Source organism: Nonomuraea sp. NPDC050022, from assembly GCF_044460705.1.
GTDB lineage: Bacteria > Actinomycetota > Actinomycetes > Streptosporangiales > Streptosporangiaceae > Nonomuraea.
The window spans coordinates 942776-959713 of sequence record NZ_JBITKE010000004.1 but is presented as its reverse complement, the minus strand read 5'-3'; the positions used below and the strand labels follow the sequence as shown (position 1 = coordinate 959713).

General features: G+C 70.1%; 16 protein-coding genes. 10 read left to right on the top strand and 6 right to left on the bottom strand.

Annotation, left to right across the window (positions count from 1 at the left end):
* Positions 1 to 258: 258 nt before the first annotated feature.
* Positions 259 to 2193 carry a glycosyl hydrolase family 18 protein gene (locus ACIBO2_RS21325; RefSeq protein WP_358550339.1) on the bottom strand — a complete coding sequence of 645 codons (1935 nt, stop codon included), beginning with the start codon at positions 2191 to 2193 and terminating at the stop codon, positions 259 to 261.
* Between the two features lie 231 nt (positions 2194 to 2424).
* On the opposite strand from ACIBO2_RS21325, the gene ACIBO2_RS21320 reads away from it, so the two are divergent.
* Positions 2425 to 2898, top strand: coding sequence for a hypothetical protein (locus tag ACIBO2_RS21320; RefSeq protein ID WP_397298543.1), 474 nt, complete (start codon positions 2425 to 2427; stop codon positions 2896 to 2898).
* Between the two features lie 146 nt (positions 2899 to 3044).
* On the opposite strand, the gene ACIBO2_RS21315 is transcribed toward ACIBO2_RS21320, so the two are convergent.
* The 3 genes from ACIBO2_RS21315 to ACIBO2_RS21305 are packed head-to-tail and all read right to left on the bottom strand — an operon-like array spanning position 3045 to position 6910.
* Positions 3045 to 4106 (bottom strand): CU044_5270 family protein, encoded by a 1062-nt coding sequence (locus ACIBO2_RS21315; RefSeq protein ID WP_397298541.1) that lies wholly within the window; start codon positions 4104 to 4106, stop codon positions 3045 to 3047.
* Positions 4099 to 4707, bottom strand: coding sequence for an RNA polymerase sigma factor (locus tag ACIBO2_RS21310; RefSeq protein ID WP_397298539.1), 609 nt, complete (start codon positions 4705 to 4707; stop codon positions 4099 to 4101). Before ACIBO2_RS21310 ends, ACIBO2_RS21315 begins: the two co-directional genes overlap by 8 nt.
* A gap of 52 nt (positions 4708 to 4759) precedes the next feature.
* Entirely contained in the window at positions 4760 to 6910 is a 2151-nt protein-coding gene (locus tag ACIBO2_RS21305) for a glycosyl hydrolase family 95 catalytic domain-containing protein (RefSeq protein ID WP_397298537.1), read from the bottom strand.
* Between the two features lie 92 nt (positions 6911 to 7002).
* Here ACIBO2_RS21305 and boxC point away from each other — a divergent pair, with 92 nt between their 5' ends.
* Both boxC and boxB read left to right on the top strand, forming a co-directional pair.
* Entirely contained in the window at positions 7003 to 8598 is a 1596-nt protein-coding gene (gene boxC / locus ACIBO2_RS21300; protein WP_358550335.1) for a 2,3-epoxybenzoyl-CoA dihydrolase, read from the top strand.
* A gap of 1 nt (position 8599) precedes the next feature.
* Entirely contained in the window at positions 8600 to 10000 is a 1401-nt protein-coding gene (boxB, locus tag ACIBO2_RS21295; protein WP_397298534.1) for a benzoyl-CoA 2,3-epoxidase subunit BoxB, read from the top strand.
* Between the two features lie 4 nt (positions 10001 to 10004).
* On the opposite strand, the gene ACIBO2_RS21290 is transcribed toward boxB, so the two are convergent.
* The gene (locus ACIBO2_RS21290) at positions 10005 to 11414 is read right to left on the bottom strand and encodes a polysaccharide deacetylase family protein (protein WP_358550332.1); all 1410 of its coding nucleotides are present in this window, start codon (positions 11412 to 11414) and stop codon (positions 10005 to 10007) included.
* A gap of 130 nt (positions 11415 to 11544) precedes the next feature.
* Here ACIBO2_RS21290 and ACIBO2_RS21285 point away from each other — a divergent pair, with 130 nt between their 5' ends.
* From ACIBO2_RS21285 to ACIBO2_RS21255, 7 genes are all read left to right on the top strand, one after another.
* A complete protein-coding gene (locus ACIBO2_RS21285; RefSeq protein WP_358550330.1) occupies positions 11545 to 12051 on the top strand; it encodes a DinB family protein in 507 nt (168 codons plus the stop codon).
* A 201-nt stretch (positions 12052 to 12252) separates the two neighbouring features.
* Positions 12253 to 12345 carry a hypothetical protein gene (locus tag ACIBO2_RS21280; RefSeq protein ID WP_358550328.1) on the top strand — a complete coding sequence of 31 codons (93 nt, stop codon included), beginning with the start codon at positions 12253 to 12255 and terminating at the stop codon, positions 12343 to 12345.
* Complete coding sequence (locus ACIBO2_RS21275; protein WP_358550326.1) at positions 12342 to 13343, top strand: putative FMN-dependent luciferase-like monooxygenase; 1002 nt, start codon at positions 12342 to 12344, stop codon at positions 13341 to 13343. The genes ACIBO2_RS21280 and ACIBO2_RS21275 overlap by 4 nt, the downstream gene beginning before the upstream one ends.
* Positions 13340 to 13498 (top strand): hypothetical protein, encoded by a 159-nt coding sequence (locus tag ACIBO2_RS21270; protein WP_358550388.1) that lies wholly within the window; start codon positions 13340 to 13342, stop codon positions 13496 to 13498. Before ACIBO2_RS21275 ends, ACIBO2_RS21270 begins: the two co-directional genes overlap by 4 nt.
* Positions 13495 to 14121 carry a VOC family protein gene (locus ACIBO2_RS21265; RefSeq protein ID WP_358550324.1) on the top strand — a complete coding sequence of 209 codons (627 nt, stop codon included), beginning with the start codon at positions 13495 to 13497 and terminating at the stop codon, positions 14119 to 14121. The genes ACIBO2_RS21270 and ACIBO2_RS21265 overlap by 4 nt, the downstream gene beginning before the upstream one ends.
* A 49-nt stretch (positions 14122 to 14170) precedes the next feature.
* Complete coding sequence (lysS, locus tag ACIBO2_RS21260; RefSeq protein WP_397298530.1) at positions 14171 to 15793, top strand: lysine--tRNA ligase; 1623 nt, start codon at positions 14171 to 14173, stop codon at positions 15791 to 15793.
* 37 nt (positions 15794 to 15830) lie between these two features.
* Positions 15831 to 16373 carry an AAA family ATPase gene (locus tag ACIBO2_RS21255; protein ID WP_358550320.1) on the top strand — a complete coding sequence of 181 codons (543 nt, stop codon included), beginning with the start codon at positions 15831 to 15833 and terminating at the stop codon, positions 16371 to 16373.
* Between the two features lie 32 nt (positions 16374 to 16405).
* On the opposite strand, the gene ACIBO2_RS21250 is transcribed toward ACIBO2_RS21255, so the two are convergent.
* Positions 16406 to 16897: an Lrp/AsnC family transcriptional regulator gene (locus tag ACIBO2_RS21250; RefSeq protein WP_358437727.1), complete on the bottom strand. Its 492-nt coding sequence runs from the start codon at positions 16895 to 16897 to the stop codon at positions 16406 to 16408.
* Positions 16898 to 16938 lie beyond the last annotated feature (41 nt).

Sequence of the window (16938 nt, the reverse complement as noted above, 5' to 3'; positions counted from 1 at the left end):
CAGCGCCATGCACGCCGACCCCCACCGCCGCCGTGGCGGGGTCGGTGTCCTGCGAATGAACGCTGACGGCGGAAGCATGTCCATCATCATCACCCCCGGGGATCATGAGCTGACAGTTAGTGGACGATTACGAACTGTTATGATCTCAAGATTTCCACCCAGATCCCGGGTCAACCCTCCATCGGGGTAGGAAAGGCGAAAGGGCCGGCTCCGCGACGCGGAACCGGCCCAGACGAGGCCCTCAGGAGGTGCGGATGGTCACCCCAGGCCGCTCTTCATGGCAGTGATCAGCTCACCGCCGGTGGTGTCGCCGCTGAGCTCCCAGAAGAACGCGCCGCCCAGGCCCTGGCTCTTCGAGTAGCTCATCTTGCCGCCGATGGTGCTCGGCGTGTCATAGCTCCACCACTGGCCCCCGCAGTAGGCGTACGCGGTGCCGGCGACGGTACCGGTGGCCGGGCAGCGGGTCTTGAGCACCTTGTAGTCCTCGATGCCCTGTTCGTACGTGCCGGGCGCCGGCCCTGTCGCCGTGCCGCCGGGGGCGGACTGCGTGACCCCGCTCCAGCCGCGGCCGTAGAACCCGATGCCGAGCAGCAGCTTGCTCGACGGCACGCCCTTGCTCTTGAGCTTCTGGATGGCGTTGTCGGAGTAGAAGCCCGGTGTCGGGATGCCCGCGTACGAGGTGAGCGGCGAGTGCGGGGCCGTGGGGCCCTGCGCCGCGAAGGCGCCGAAGAAGTCGTACGTCATGACGTTGTACCAGTCGACGTACTGAGCGGCGCCACCGTAGTCGGCCGCGTCAATCTTGCCACCGCTGGTGCCGTCGGCGGTGATGGCCGCGGTGACGAGGTTGCCGGACCCGAAGCGGGAGCGCAGGGCCGACATGACGTTCTTGAACGCCGCCGAGCCACTGCTGTCGCAGCTGAGGCCGCAGGCGTTCGGGTACTCCCAGTCGATGTCGATGCCGTCGAACACGTCCGCCCAGCGCGGGTCCTCGACCAGGTTGTAGCAGGAGTTGGCGAAGGCGGTCGGGTTCTGCGCGGCCTGGCCGAAGCCGCCGGACCAGGTCCAGCCGCCGAAGGAGAACAGCACCTTCAGGTTCGGGTACTTCTTCTTGAGCTTGCGCAGCTGGTTGAAGCTGCCGCGCAGCGCGCCCGCGTCCCAGGTGTCGGCGACGCCGTCCACGCTCTCGCCCGCCTGGTAGAAACGGTCGTAGTCGGCGTAGCTGTCGCCGATGGCGCACTGCCCGTTCGTCACGTTGCCGAAGGCGTAGTTGATGTGGGTCAGCTTGGCGGCCGAGCCGCTGGTGTCGATGTTCTTGACGTGGTAGCCGCGCTGGTAGACGCCCCACTGGACGAAGTAGCCGAGCACCTTGTTACCGCCGCCGGTGCATCCGGTGGTCGCGCCGGTGACCTGGGCGCTGGCCGCGGACTCGCCCACCGAGTTGTACGCCTTGACCGTGTACGTGTGCGACGTACAGGCGCCCAGCGACCCGATGGTGGCCGACGTACCGGTCACGGTCGCCTTGACCGTGCTCCCCTCGTACACGCGGTAACCGGTGACAGTGCCGGAAGAGGCACCCCATGACAGGGCGATCGAGCTGGCGGTCGTGCCGGTGACACTGGGCGTACCGGGCTGGCCGGGCGCGCCGGTGCCGCCCGAGGTGGTGGCGGTGACGGAGTTGCCGGCGGCCGAGACGTTCCCGGCGGCGTCACGGGCGCGGACCGTATAGGTGTAGCTGGTGGCGGCCGCGAGCCCGCTGTCGGTGTAGGAGGTGCCGGTGACCGTGGTCACCCGCGTCGAGCCGCGATAGACGTCGTAGCCGGTGACGCCGACGTTGTCGGTGGCGGCGTCCCAGGCCAGGGAGACGCTGCTGGAGGTGGTGCCCGTCGAACGCAGGTTGCCGGGCACGGACGGCGCGGTGGTGTCGGTGCCGCCGCCGGTGACCGGTTTCCACAGGGCGGGTACGTTCGGCGGCTCCCAGCCGGGCTGGGAGGTATGGCTCTGGACGCACTCGTAGTCGACGCCGTTGTAGGTGACGCGGGTCCCTGCCGTGTACGCGGTCCACGGGGCCCAGGCGGCGGCGAAGGCGACCGAGCTGGCGCCGTACGCGCCGGTAGGTGCGGCGACCGTCGCGGTCAGCGGCAGGAGTAGCGCCGCCAGGACCGCGAGGCCCTTCTTCAGGATCGTGTGTCTCATGGTGGTCCGACCTCCGGCGGTTTTGGGGGTGGGTGGGAGGCCCGACAGGAAACTTATAGGAAAGTTTCCTGTCAATTATGAGACGACGCTAGCCGCCGCCTGCGAGATCGTCAATACGGGCGGTCAATTTTTGTCATACACGGAATTAACACCCGGCCCGGCAGTCTTCATCGTGACCGGCCGGTCGTCACAGCTCACAACCCTCAGAGAACCGTCAGAGAAGAGAGTCACATGAGACGCGCACTCGGTGCCGCCATCATCGCCGTGGCGGCCTTCGGCACCACCGCTGCCGTGTCCGCCCCCGCATTCGCCTCGGACGACCCGTCGCAGCCCCAGCTGATCACCAGCGACCAGGTCGCGCCCATCCTGGAGTGCTCCGAGCCCGACGTCATGTTCGAGGGCAAGGAGGGCAAGAGGATCAGCCTCAAGGACGGCCGGTTCGAGGACGAGGACGGCAAGCTCATCAAGGGTAAGAAAGTGCGCGTCTACTCGGAGCGACTCGGCCCCGAGGACGACGCCTGCGGGCCGGACGAGAAGATGAAGTGCGTGGTCAAGCACCGCGAAGGCGGCCGCGTCAACGTCCGGTTCCGCGATGAGAAGGGCGTTCTGCACAAGCGCGCCTTCAAGAGCAAGAAGGGCGCGGAGTTCTTCACGAAGAAGGACAAGCACGTCATCAAGTGGGTCGGCTGCACCGTCGTGCGCTGATGCCTGGCGAGGACTCGCCCTGACGGGCGAGTCCTCGTGGCCCTACTTGCCGTCCGGGACGGCGGGCTGCTCGGGCGGGGTCGCCTGCGCGGGTAGGGCGAGCGCTCCGGTGAAGGCCAAACCGGCGACGGCGACGATCAGCGATCTCACTTCTGCTCCTTCAGTGGGTTGTCATCCGTCCAGACGCTCTCCTGGATCGCGGTGTACTCCAGGAGACGGCCGTCGTCCGTGGCGCGCGTCTCGATCGAGAGGGGCTTCCCGGTGGCCGGATCGATCACCAGCCGGGTACGGCTGCCCCCCGCGTACTCGGTCACGAGACGCTGCGCGGACTGGTATTCGAGTGCCTGCCCGGTACGTCCAAGCGTGTCCCTCACCTGCCCGACGGCCGAGACCCCGGGCAGCGACGCGAGCAGCCGGTAGGCGGCGGCCCGGGTCTCGCTCGTCACCGGCGCGTACACGAGCAGGCTCACGGCGTTGTCGACGAGCACCCGATCGTCCACGTCGGAGAAGAGCGCGCGCAGCCCCTCGGGAGTCGTCGGCACCTTGTTCATCCTGGTCAGCGGCTTACCGGCCAGGACGATGCGGAAGTCCCAGTCCTCGCTGGAAAAGGTCCACGGCTTGCCCCGCGCCGCCCGGACGATGCCCTCGGCCCGGTCGTCGGTGATCAGGCCGGGGGCCTTGCCCTGTCCGTAGGTCCAGGTCGTCGGCGCGCCGGCGGCCCGCCAGGCGGCCTCGCCCTCGGGGTTGGCGGGCACGGCGCCGAGGTACGTCTCGCGGTACCAGGTAAGGGCCTCCGGATCCGCTGGGATCCAGGATTCCCTCGACTTGCTCTGCCGCAGCAGGTAGCGGTGGCCCGGGTCGTAGAACTCGCGGCCGTCGATCAACTTGCTGCCCCACCAGGAGCCCGCGTCGGGCGTCGCGGCCACCGAGGTCGCGGCGGCCAGCAGGATCTGGTTGGCGCTCATGGGGGCGACCGCACTGTGCGTGGCGGGCGACCCGCCCGGCGACATGGAGCTGGTGGCCAGCAGGGCCACGGCGGCCGCCCCGGCCAGGCCGAGCCCCAGCGTGCTCCATCTGGCGGCCCTGCGGCGCCGCCGTGCCCCTTCGTGAGCGAACGCGCCGGCCAGCCGTTCGCGCCCGGCCCGCCGGACCTCCGGCGACAGCGGCGGCGCGGGCAGCAGTTCGCGCACCGCCCGGTAATCATCCATCAGTGCCTCCAAGCAAGGGATTGACGCCGCCCAGGGCGGCACGAAGCTTCCTGCGCACCCGTGACAGACGGGACCCGACGGTGCCGTACGGGATGCCCAGCGCCTCGGCCACCTCCCCATGGCTCAGCTCGCCCAGGGCGCTCAGCAGCAGCACGTCCCGGTCCCCGTCAGAGAGCGCCTGCAGCTCCGCTGTGAGCCGCGCCTGCTCGTTCGCGGCGTCGAGGCGGCTGACCACGCGTTCCTCGTGACCGTGGTCCGTGCCCGCGGGAGCGGCCGCGCTGCGGCGCAGCGCCGCCAGCTTCCTGGTCTCGGTACGGCGATGGATCGCGATCAGGTTGCCAGCGATGCCGTACAACCAGGGACGCACCTCCCCGCGTTCGCGATCGAACGTGGTGCGCTTCCTGAACGCGGTGAGAAACACCTCGGCGGCGAGGTCGTCGGCGGCCTCCTGGCCGAGCCGCCTGCCCAGGTAGGCGTGGATCTCCCCGATATAGCGGTCGTAGAGCTCCCCGAACCGCTCGGGTTTTCGGTACGACGCCTCCACCAGGTCCGCGTCGCTGATCGCCCCCGAGGGATCAACGAGCGGGAGCCGAGCCGTCATGTTGGCAGTCACACCTGTACTCAACCGATGGGGCGATCTGCTTTCACGGCCCTCAGCCGTCGATGGCCACCAGGTGCGGTTCGCCCGCGACCAGCTCGACCTCCTCCCGGTGCCCGGAGGCGCGGTGGATCAGGGTGATCCGCTGGTCCACGGGCGAGCGCAGCACCGCCCGCACGCTCCCCTCCCCCCAGGTCAGCTCCTCGACGACGACCCGCCCCCGGCAGGCGACGCCGCGGATCGTCCCCTTCGGCAGCAGCTCGGGTACGGCGGGCAGCAGCTCCACGACCCCCGGCCGGGAGTCCACCAGCAGCTCGATGACCAGCCCGTGCAGGGTGTGCGCGGCGTCGGCGTTGTAGATCTCCCGGCCCGGGTTGTGCGAGGTCATGAGCGATCGGAACAGCATGTCCGTGCCCAGGATCTTCATCAGGTTGGCCTGGGCCAGCCCCGCGTCCTTCAGCCGGGCCGCCGCCAGTGCCCGGTGCAGGCTGCCGTGGGCCGACAGGTTCTCGTCGCCGCGCAGCTCCAGGGCGCGGTGCGCGGCCGCGGTCAGCTCCGGCTCGTCGTCAGGGTTGATCTCGTGCAGCGGCCACACCGGATACAGGTGGCTGACGTGCCGGTGATCCTCGTGCGGGGCCGCGTCCCACGCCCACTCCGTGAGCGCGCCCCGCTCGTCGATCCGGTACGACGGCAGCCGCTCGGCCAGCGGTGATCCGGCCAGGCCCAGGGCGTGCCGGGCCGCCGCGATGTCCATGGTCGCGTTGACGCTCGCGTACGAGGAGCCCTCGGGACCCACCTCGGGCGAGAACGACGGCACGATCACGAAATCGGACCCGGCCAGGAACCCCTCCCAGAACGCCGCCGCCTCCGCCAGCCAGCCGGGCAGCTCGTCGGGCAGGTCACCGGTGACCTGGTGGTGCTCGTGGAGCGGGTACAGCAGCCAGTCGGCCCCGGCCAGCCACATCGTCCACGGCCAGTCCTCGTCGAAGTGGAACAGGTAACCGCTCTCCCCGTCGGTACGGCTCGGCGCGAGGATGCCGTCCACGCCGTAGATCTCGCGGGCGTTGACCCGCCAGTGGTCGATCTGGTCGCGGATCAGGGCGGCATACCCGGTCATGAGCTCGGGCATCGCGCCGATGTTCGCCCCGGCCAGCTGCAGGTTGAGGTTGGCGTCGGTGGTGAAGTCGCCCGACCAGGCCGCTCCCCACGCGCCGAGCCAGAGACCGGTGAGCCGGGGCGGCAGCACGCCCGAGGAGCTGAGCAGCAGGTAGCGGCCCGAGTGGAACAACCGCTCGACCAGCGCGGGACCAGGCTCAGCGATCAACTCGCCCACCGGCGGATCCCCGGCCACACCCAGATCGAGGGTGACCCGCTCGTAGATGGGCCGATGGATGGCGACATGCCGCGCCAGCAACTCGTCGTACCGATGCCCGGCCAAGGTTGTGAGAGCGGCCTCCAGCCGGTCGGTGCCCCAGCCGGGCTCCTCGTACCGGTCCAGCTTCGTCAGCAGCAGCGTCTCGCCCCGCGTCACCACCGCGTCGCCGGACACGGAGACGTCGGCGGCCAGGACGAGCGTCAGCCCCTCGAACCCGGCGGCGCCCAGCCCGGCCGGATAGGCGCCGCGAGCACTCAGGAAGACGTGCCCATCCTTCTCGTAAGCAGTGGTCCGGTAGACGACGTCGTCGGGCTTGCCGGGCAGGTCGCCCGTCAGACGCAGCCTCAGCTCGCCGGTCAGCCGCTGGACCACGACGGAGTCGGCGCGGGAGACGAACGCGTGGTGTGCGCGCCCACCCGACGTGCCTACAACCTCCCCGGTCGCGAAGCCCGAGGTGACCGCGATCTCTCCGGTCGCGAAGTCGGTGACCCGCCGGTAGGGCCCGGCGGCGAACGCGCCCTCGACGACCAGCTCGTACCCCGGATGGAACGCCTGCGTCCAGGCCAGGTCCCGCCCGTCTGCCGCCACCCGCTGCGCCTCGGCGGCCCGCCCGGAGAGGATCAGCTCGCGGATCTCCTCCAGCCGGTCGGCGATAGCGGGCGGGCGCAGGTCGCGGCTGCCGTTGGGCAGGACGAAGCGGTGATGGTCGAACACCACGCGCTGGGCGTGCGGCTCGCCGTAGACCATGATCCCGTACTCGCCGTTGCCGGAAAGGAACGCGTCCTCCCAGTTCAGCGCGGGCTCGGTGTCATGAATGCGGTGCGCGGGCATCGGACCTCCGACGAGGGGAAGCGCTTTCCCAGCCACTCTATTAAATGCTACACATGCTTGACGCAACGAAAAAAGGATGTCGAAATAGGGACGTGTCCGAGACAGCGCCCGAGGTGTCCTTCGACACCCACCCCGACCGCTACCGCCACCTCCGCGTCGAGTACGACGGCGAGATCGCCCGCATCGTCCTCCAGGTGGATGAGAACGGCGGCCTGGTCCCCGGCTACGAGCTCAAGCTCAACTCCTACGACCTGGGCGTGGACATCGAGCTGTACGACGCCGTCCAGCGCCTGCGCTTCGAGCACCCCGAGGTCCGCGCCGTGATCATCACCGGCGGCCTGGAGAAGGTGTTCTGCGCGGGCGCCAACATCCGGATGCTGGCCGGATCGACGCACTCCTGGAAGGTGAACTTCTGCAAGTTCACCAACGAGACCCGCAACGGCATCGAGGACGCGACCGCGAACTCCGGCCAGACCTACCTCGCGGCGATCAACGGCACGGCGGCCGGCGGCGGCTTCGAGCTGGCGCTGGCCTGCGACCGGATCATCCTGCTGGACGACGGCTCCACGGCCGTGTCGCTGCCGGAGGTGCCACTGCTCGCCGTACTGCCCGGCACCGGGGGCCTGACCCGGCTGGTCGACAAGCGCGGTGTACGCAAGGACCTGGCGGATGTGTTCGCCACGCGCAGCGAGGGCGTGCGCGGCTCGCGCGCGGTGGAGTGGGGCCTGGTCGACGAGGCGGTGCCGCGCAGCAGGTTCGAGGAGACGGTACGGCTGCGCGCCGCCGAGGCCGCCGCCCGCTCCACCCGCCCGCGCGACGCCAAGGGGATCGTGCTGACCCCGCTGGAGCGCGAGGTGAGCGCGGAGGCGATCCGCTACCCGAACGTCACCGCGGCCCTCGACCGGGCGAACGGGCTGGTCACCATCACGGTGTACGGCCCTCGACAGGACATCGAGTCCTGGCCGCTGGCGCTCACCCGCGAGCTGGACGACCTGATCCTGCGGCTGCGCACCAACGAGCTGGAGCTGGGCACCTGGGTGATCAAGACCGAGGGCGACGCCCGCCGCGTACTCGAAGCCTGGCAGGGCGACGGCTGGCCGGCCGACGAGATCCGGCACTACTTCAAGCGCACGCTCAAGCGCCTGGACGTGACGAGCCGCAGCCTGATCGCGCTGATCGAGCCGGGCAGCTGCTTCGCCGGGCCGCTGCTGGAGCTGGCGCTGGCCTGCGACCGCCAGTACATGTTCGACGAGGAAGGCACGGCGATCACCCTCACCGAGGCGAACTTCGGCGCGTTCCCCATGGGCAACGGCCTGTCCCGGCTGGCCGCCCGCTTCCTCGGCGACCCCGGCCACCTCGCCAAGCTGCGGCAGGAGATCGGCCGCGAGATCGACGCCGCCGAAGCGGAGGAGCAGGGCCTGGTCACCTTCGCGCTCGACGACATCGACTGGGCGGACGAGGTACGCATCGCGCTGGAGGAGCGGGCGGCCCTGAGCCCGGACGCGTTGACCGCGATGGAGGCCAACCACCGCTTCGCCGGCCCCGAGACGCTGGAGACGAAGATCTTCGCCCGGCTCACCGCCTGGCAGAACTGGGTGTTCAACCGCCCCAACGCCGCCGGTCCCGAGGGCGCGCTGCGCCGCTACGGCACCGGGCAGCGGCCCGCCTTCGACCGGAAGCGAGTGTGAGATGTCCATCGACTACGGCGAGCGCATCCCGAACAACGTCAACCTGGCCGAGGACCGGCGGCTGCAACGGGCGCTGGAGTCGTGGCAGCCCGGCTTCCTGCGCTGGTGGGGCGAGATGGGACCGGCGCTGCCGACCCAGGATGTCTACCTGCGTACGGCGGTGGCGGTGGGCCGGGAGGGCTGGGCCCACTTCGGGCATGTGGCGCTGCCCGAATACCGGTGGGGCATCTTCCTGGCCGAGCGCGACCCCGACCGGCGCATCGCCTTCGGCCAGCACCGGGGACAGCCGGTCTGGCAGCAGGTGCCCGGCGAGTTCCGCGCCGAGCTGCAGCGGCTCATCGTGGTGCAGGGCGACACCGAGCCGGCCAGCGTGGAGCAGCAGCGCCGCCTCGGGCTGACCGCGCCCAGCCTGTACGACCTGCGCAACCTGTTCCAGGTCAACGTCGAGGAGGGCCGGCACCTGTGGGCCATGGTCTACCTGCTGCACGCCTACTTCGGCCGGGCCGGTCGTGACGAGGCCGACGCGCTGCTGCTGCGCAACTCCGGCAGCGAGGACTCCCCGCGCATCCTGGGCGCCTTCAACGAGGAGACGCCGGACTGGCTGTCGTTCTTCATGTTCACCTACTTCACCGACCGCGACGGCAAGTACCAGCTGGGCACGCTGAAGGAGAGCGCCTTCGATCCGCTCAGCCGTACGTGTGAGTTCATGCTGAAGGAGGAGGCCCACCACATGTTCGTCGGCACCACCGGCGTGGACCGGGTGGTGGAGCGCACCGCGACGCTGATGCGCGAGCACAACACCGACGACATCCAGAAATATGGTGGCATCCCGCTTGATGTCATCCAGAAGTACATCAACTTCCACTACAGCGTCAGCCTGGACCTGTTCGGCGGCGAGACCTCCACGAACGTGGCCAACTACTACACGGCCGGGCTCAAGGGCCGCTGGCAGGAGGAACGCCGCAAGGACGACCACCAGCTCACCGAGGCGGCCACCACCGTCCAGCAGGTCGTGGACGGCCGCCTGGCCGACGTGCGCCTGCCCGCGCTGACCGCGCTCAACGCCGACCTGCGCGCGGAGTACATCGCCGACTGCGCCACCGGCCTGACCCGGTGGAACCGCATCCTGGACGGCGTCGCCACCCTGTACCTGCCGCATGTGGGCTTCAACCGCCAGGTCGGCGCGTTCGCCGGTCACCACCTCACCCCGGACGGCCGCCTCGTCGACCGGGCGGCCTGGGAGCGCGACCGGGACCGCTGGCTGCCCACCCCCGCCGACAAGGCGTACGTCCACAGCCTGATGCGGCCGGTCTACGAACCCGGCAAGATCGCCGCCTGGCTGGCCCCGCCGCGCAACGGCATCAACGGCCGGCCGCTCGACTACGAGTACGTCCACCTCTGAGGGGTCATGGATGTCTCGGCCTCGGCCCTTGGACGGCGACCGCGGGGGGACGGCCGCCGTACAGCTCGCTGACCGTCACGAAGTGAAAGCCGCGCTTGGACAGCCTCTTCAGCACCTGGGGGATCGCCGCCACGGTGGTCGGCCTGATGTCATGAAAAAGAATGATTGATCCGGGTCGCGCTGGGCCGACCGCGGCACGGGTCACATGGCCGCTGTTGCGGTACAACCAGTCCAGGGTGTCCACGCTCCACAGCACCAGCGGGTGCGGCGACTGCCTGCGGACGACGCGGTCGAAGGCACCGTACGGCGGGCGGACCAGCGTGGGCGTCACCCCCGTCGCCTTCCGGATCGCCTGGTCGGTCCTGGCCAGGTCCGCTCGCACCCCACGGGCGGACAGCCTGGTCAGGTCGCGGTGCGACCAGCTGTGGTTGCCGATCTCGTGCCCGGCCCGCAGGGCGCCGCGCACCACGCCGGGGCGGGCGACCACGTTCTGCCCGACGACGAAGAACGTGGCCCGCGCCCGGTACCTGGCCAGGTATTGGAGCAACCTGGGGGTGTACGGACTCGGGCCGTCGTCGAAGGTGAGCGCCACGCACTTGACCCGGCGGCAGTCGACCGAGCCGTCCGCCGTATATCCGGGCAGCGCCATGCGGCCGGCCGGACGCATGACCTGGGCCTGCGCCCGCCGGCCGAAGTCCGACAGCAGCGGCTCCACCTCGGCGCGCGGCAACACGGCCTGCACCTGGCCGACGGCCCCCGCCGCCACCTCCCCCTCGTCGAAGGTCACGACCAGATCGCCGTCCTTGGTGAAGCCCAGGTCGTCGAGCGTCTGGGCGCTCCGGTCCGCGAGCCGCGCCTTCTCGGCCAGCTCCTTCTCCGTCAGCGCCTTCTGCGTCAGCGCCTCGAACCCGCTCATGGACGCCGCGTCGATGAGCGACATGGCGGGCACGACCTGGCCCTTGACCCCGTCGTACCAGAGCGACGTCGTCGACTTGCCGTCGCCCGCACCCCCGAGCTGGTAGACGGTGAACCGGACCCCGATCACGTCGCCGGAGGCCGCCACGAAGCCGAACCCGACGTTCAACTCAGGCGCCTTCCCGGCTTGCTCGCCGCACCCGCTCTCCCGCGCCCACTTCAGGAACGTGGCCCGCCGCGCCTCGACCAGCCGGCGCAGCGCGTCCGTCAGCGGCTGCGCGCCCGGCACCTGCGGGTACGTGGTCGACCAGGCACAGGATCCCTCGTTGCCGTTGTCGCGAACCACCCGCAGCCCGCGCATCCACGTCGGCGCGACCGTCGCGACCGGGTCCTCCGACCGTTTGACGGAGGCCTGCCACACCTCGGACGCCTGTCCGATCCCCCCGCACGATGTCGATGTCACCGTGACCACCGCCAGTGCGGCCACCAGACGCCTCATGATCACGACCCCCCGCCGTTTCCGCCCCTGACCTGTTCGACTCCTGGTTCCAGCTATTGGTTCGCCAAACAGGCCGTCCTGGATGGTCTACTTCGACGGTAACTCGGCCGGTCAGCTACGTTTGCGCAGCATGAGTGACAATCGCATCCCGCCCCCCTTCATCGCCGACGAGCGCGCCATGCTCACCAACTGGCTCGACTGGCATCGCGAGACCCTGGCCGTCAAGTGCGAGGGCCTGTCGGAGGACCAGCTGCGGCAGCGTTCCGCCCCACCGTCGACCATGTCGCTGCTCGGCTTGGTCCGGCACATGGCCCATGTGGAGCGGGCCTGGTACCGGGGGGTGCTGAACGGCGAGGACGTCCCGAAGCTGTGGGGCAAGGACACCAACCAAGACGCGGACTTCGACGACGTCGACACCGCCTCGGCCGACGAGGCGTTCAAGACCTGGCAGAGCGAGATCGAGCACGCCCGCGAGGTGTCGGCCGAGGTGCCGCTCGACGCCCTGGGCAAGGCACAGCGCCACGGGCAGGACTGCTCCCACCGGTGGATCCTCGTCCACATGATCGAGGAGTACGCCCGCCACAACGGCCACGCCGACTTCTTGCGCGAGCAGATCGACGGTGTGACGGGCGAGTAGCGTCCCCGCTAACGTCCTCGCCCGTCACGCGGCGCTCGATCAAGCCGCTGAGCACGCGACGTTCAGCCCTCGCCGAGACGGTGAGGATATACCTACCATTTAGGTAGAATATGGTGGTTTTGATAGACCCCCGCCAGCCCATCGCCGCGCGGTGGTGCGCCAGATCTCACACACCGTTTCCGTCATGAACAGGGACGCATAGTGGAATTCGGAACCACACAACGGGTCTTCACCAACCCACGGCACGACTACACCCGCGAACTCCTGACCGCGATCCCGGAGCCGGTGCGATGAGGCTGGGATTCTTCAGCCGGCTGCTCGACGAGGTGCCCGCCGACGAGCGCTTCCAGCTGGCCGCCGAGCAGATCGGCCACGCGGAGTCCTTCGGGTTCGACACGGCCTGGGTGGCGCAGCACCACTTCGACGGCGCTGAGGGCGGGCTACCCGCGCCGCTGGTCTTCCTCGCCCACGTCGCCGCGCGTACCAGCCGGATCAGGCTCGGCACCGGCATCATCACGCTGCCGCTCGAACATCCGGTACGCGTGGCCGAGGACACCGCCGTACTCGACCTGCTGACCGGCGGCCGGCTCGAAGTGGGCGTCGGCAGCGGCGGCACGCCGTCGTCGTTCACCGCGTTCGGGAAGGAGAGCGCGCGGCGGGCGGCCGTCTACGCCGAGCATCTGGCGGTGCTCGTCGACGCCTGGTCGGGCCGCGACCTCGGCGGCGGCAACCGGCTCTATCCCGCGGCGCCGCGCCTGCTCGACGCCGTCTGGGAGGCGACGTTCTCGGTGAGCGGCGGCGCCAGGGCGGGCCGGGCGGGCAACGGGCTGATGCTGTCGCGTACCCAGCCACGTCCCGAGGAGCATCCCGAGGCGACGCTGGCGGAGATCCAGCGGCCCATCGTGGACGCCTACTACGAGAACCTGCCCACGGGCACCGCACCCCGGATCGTGGCGTCGCGGACCGCGTTCGTGGCCGACAGCCGGGCCGAGGCGCTGCGGTACGCCGAACGCGGGCTGAGCCGCGCCCGGCTGCCCTTCGAGACCTCCCGCGACCGCATCACCGCCTTCGACGTGCACGCGGGCACCCCGCAGGACGTCATCGACAGCCTCAAGGCCGATCCCACGCTCGACCGGGTCACCGACCTGGTCCTGCAGGTGCACTCGGTCGACCCGCCACACCCGCTGATCCTCCGCTCCATCGAACTGCTGGCGACCGAGGTCGCCCCCGCGTTCGGCTGGGCCCCGGCTACCGCGACGGAAACGACCTCCACGCGAACAGGCCCCGCATGACCTCCACCCCAACCGAGATCGACACGCTGCGCGCCGCCGGGCTGGACGATCTGGCGATCGGCGACACAACTCACGCGGCGGCCTTCTTCAACTGGGCGAACCGGCTCATGCTCTCGCTAGGAGAGCCCACCAGCGACCGGAAGGCAGACCAGTGACCGACCCGCACCTCGACCACCTCGTCTACGCCGTACCCGACCTCCTGCTCGGCGTCGCCGAGTTCGCCGAGCGCACCGGAGTAACCCCGGCGGCCGGGGGCCGTCACCCCGGCGGCACCGCCAACTACCTGGTCTCCTTCGGCGAGACCTCCTACCTGGAGATCATCGGGCCGGACCCGGAGGCCGAGGACGGCCTCCAGCGCTCCGTTTTCGACCTGGAGACCCTGTCCGAACCGCAGCTCATCACCTGGGCCGTACACCCCACCGACCTCGACAAGTCCGTACGGCAGGCCCGCGAGCACGGTTACGACCCCGGCGACGTCGAGCCGCTGTCCCGGCGCACGCCCGACGGCACCCTGCTGGAGTGGCGGCTCACCAGGCGGGACGATTCCGCGCCGGTCAGGCCGGTGCCGTTCCTCATCGACTGGGGCGGCACCACCCACCCCGCGGCCTCGGGACTGCCCCGACTGGGCCTGGCCGCCTTCAGCGCCGTACACCCGGAGCCCGCCGCGCTCCGCCGCGACCTGACCGCGCTGGGCGTCGAGCTGGACATCGCCGAGGGCCCGGAGATCGCGTTGCGGGCGGTGCTGGACACTCCCCTCGGCCAGGTCACCCTGGCCTGAACCGCGCATTTCGTTGGCTTGATCGCTGGCTAGCCGCAAGAATGGCGCGATGGCTGACACTACGGAGACCGACTGGGTCTCCAGGTTCGCGGATGAGGTGATCTCCGAGGCGGAGCGTCGTGCCCCGGGGAAACCGATCGTCTGCGCCTCGGGATTGAGCCCGTCCGGGCCGATCCACCTGGGCAACCTGCGGGAGGTCACGACTCCGCACCTGGTCGCCGACGAGATCCGCCGCCGCGGCCTCGACTGCGTGCACCTGCTGTCGTGGGACGACTACGACCGCTTCCGCAGGGTGCCCGCGGGCATCGACCCGTCCTGGGCCGACCACATCGGCAAGCCCCTGACCTCGGTGCCCGCCCCGCCGGGCAGCCCGTACGCGAGCTGGGCCGAGCACTTCAAGGCGCCGATGATCGAGGCGCTGGCCGACCTCGGCATCACCTACACCGGCATCAGCCAGACCGAGCAATACTCCGCCGGCACCTACCGCGAGCAGATCCTGCTCGCCATGCGCGAGCGGGAACGGATCAACGCGGTCCTGGCCCGCTACCGCACCAAGGAGACGGCCCGCACCGAGACGGTGGATTACTACCCCTACAGGCCCTATTGCGAGCTGTGCGAGCGGGATCTCACGACGGTCACCGCCTATGACGACGACAGCACCGAGCTGGCGTACGTGTGCGAATGCGGGTTCGGGGAGACCGTGCGCCTGGCCGAGCACGACCGCGGCAAGCTGGTGTGGAAGGTCGATTGGCCGATGCGGTGGGCGTACGAGGGCGTGGTGTTCGAGCCCTCGGGCGTCGACCATCACTCCCCCGGCTCGGCCTGGGTCGTCGGCGGGCAGATCGTGGGCGAGGTGTTCGGCGGCGAGCGGCCGATCGGCCCGATGTACGCCTTCGTCGGCATCACCGGCATGGCCAAGATGAGCAGCTCCAAGGGTGGCGTGCCGACTCCGGCCGACGCGCTGGAGATCATGGAGGCTCCGGTGCTGCGCTGGCTGTACGCGCGGCGCAAGCCCTCCCAGTCCTTCAAGATCGCCTTCGACCAGGAGATCCAGCGGCTCTACGACGAGTGGGACAGCCTGGGCCGCAAGGTCGCCACCGACGCCGCTCAGCCCGCCGAGCTGGCCGCGTACGAGCGGGCCGTACGCACGGCCGAGGGCCCGCTGGCCGCCACGCCGCGGCCGGTGCCGTACCGAACGCTGGCCTCCGTCGTCGACATCACCACGGGCGACGACGACCAGACGCTACGGATCCTGCGCGACCTCGACGGCGAGCTCACCTCGCTCGACGAGGCCCGGCCCCGGCTCGACCGCGCGCAGCGCTGGGTCGACACCCAGGTCCCCGCCGACCAGCGCACCCGCGTGCGCGAGTCGCCCGACGCCGAACTGCTCGCCACGCTCGACGAGGACGAGCGTGACTCGCTGCGGCTGCTGGTCGACGGGCTCGACGAGCACTGGTCGCTCGACGGGCTGACCACGCTGGTCTACGGCGTGCCGAAGGTACGAGCCGGGCTGGCGCCCGACGCCAAGGCCACGCCCGAGCTGAAGACGGCGCAGCGAGCCTTCTTCGCCCTGCTGTACCGGCTCCTGGTCGACCGCGACACCGGCCCGCGCCTCCCCACCCTCCTCATGGCCGTCGGCGCCGACCAGGTCCGGAAGCTGGTCGGCGCGTGAGCAACGTCCTGGCCGTAGGCGGCGAACCGGTCTGCGCTTGAGCGCCGTCTTCCTCATCACCGGCATCTCGGCCGCGGGCAAGTCGACGGTCGGGCAGGCGCTGGCCGAGCGGCTGCCCCGGTCGGCGCATGTCCGGGGCGACCTGTTCCGTCGCATGGTGGTCAACGGGGGCGTCGGCATGACACCGGATCATGACGAGGAGGCGCTCCGCCAGCTTCACTTGCGCTACCGCATCGCCGCCGCCGCGGCCGACCTCTACTTCCAGGAAGGTTTCACGCCGGTCGTCCAGGATGTGGTGCTGGGCGCGGACCTGGAGCTGTTCGCCGGGCTGATCCGGAGCCGTCCGCTACACGTGGTCGTGCTGGCCCCTGACGCCGCCGTGGTCGAACGGCGGGAGGCGGAGCGCGCCAAGACGGGCTACGACGTCTGGACGGCGGCCCAGCTCGACGAGGCGCTCCGGCGCGACACCCCGCGCCTCGGCCTCTGGCTCGACACCTCGTCCCAGACGCCCGCCGAGACGGTCGACGAGATCCTCGCCAGGGCCGCGGAGTCCGTCGTCCACGTGGAGCCCGCCGCCTGACCGACGCGGTCTGACGGTCGCCCGTCGTGCGGTCACTTGCGGCCGGTGCGGGGTGGGCTGGGGCGTTCGGGTGGCAGCACCTCGACCGAGGTCTTGCGGATGTGGTCGTAGACGAGCGACGTACGCACGTCGGCGATGTTGCGGTGCCGTGAGACGTGGTCGAGCACGAAGTCACGCAGATGCCCCGTATCGCGCACCGCCACCTGGATGATGAAGTCGTCCCCGCCCGACACCACGAAGATCGCCAGTGTCTCCGGCAGCGTGGCCACGTAGTCGCGGAACCCCTCGACCGACTCGCGGATCTTGGGGTGCAGCCGTACGTGGATGAGCGCCTGCACCGGACGCCCGATGGCGGCCAGGTTGATCTCGGCGTGGAAGCCTTCTATCACCCCGTTGCCACGCAGCGACCGCACGCGTTCGAGGCAGGTCGAGGGCGCGATGCCGATCCGCTCGGCGAGCTCGCGGTTGGTCTGGCGGCCGTCGCGCTGCAACTCGACGACGATGGCCGTATCAAGTTCGTCCACAACCACATCCTGACACGAATCTCCGAATTTTCTTCGGAATC

Excerpts from the sequence above, each read along its gene's own strand:
- ACIBO2_RS21325 (WP_358550339.1), bottom strand. The coding sequence starts at position 2,193 with ATGAGACACACGATCCTGAAGAAGGGCCTCGCGGTCCTGGCGGCGCTA.
- ACIBO2_RS21320 (WP_397298543.1), top strand. The coding sequence starts at position 2,425 with ATGAGACGCGCACTCGGTGCCGCCATCATCGCCGTGGCGGCCTTCGGC.
- ACIBO2_RS21315 (WP_397298541.1), bottom strand. The coding sequence starts at position 4,106 with ATGGATGATTACCGGGCGGTGCGCGAACTGCTGCCCGCGCCGCCGCTG.
- ACIBO2_RS21310 (WP_397298539.1), bottom strand. The coding sequence starts at position 4,707 with ATGACGGCTCGGCTCCCGCTCGTTGATCCCTCGGGGGCGATCAGCGAC.
- ACIBO2_RS21305 (WP_397298537.1), bottom strand. The coding sequence starts at position 6,910 with ATGCCCGCGCACCGCATTCATGACACCGAGCCCGCGCTGAACTGGGAG.
- boxB (WP_397298534.1), top strand. The coding sequence starts at position 8,600 with ATGTCCATCGACTACGGCGAGCGCATCCCGAACAACGTCAACCTGGCC.
- ACIBO2_RS21290 (WP_358550332.1), bottom strand. The coding sequence starts at position 11,414 with ATGAGGCGTCTGGTGGCCGCACTGGCGGTGGTCACGGTGACATCGACA.
- ACIBO2_RS21285 (WP_358550330.1), top strand. The coding sequence starts at position 11,545 with ATGAGTGACAATCGCATCCCGCCCCCCTTCATCGCCGACGAGCGCGCC.
- ACIBO2_RS21275 (WP_358550326.1), top strand. The coding sequence starts at position 12,342 with ATGAGGCTGGGATTCTTCAGCCGGCTGCTCGACGAGGTGCCCGCCGAC.
- ACIBO2_RS21270 (WP_358550388.1), top strand. The coding sequence starts at position 13,340 with ATGACCTCCACCCCAACCGAGATCGACACGCTGCGCGCCGCCGGGCTG.
- lysS (WP_397298530.1), top strand. The coding sequence starts at position 14,171 with ATGGCTGACACTACGGAGACCGACTGGGTCTCCAGGTTCGCGGATGAG.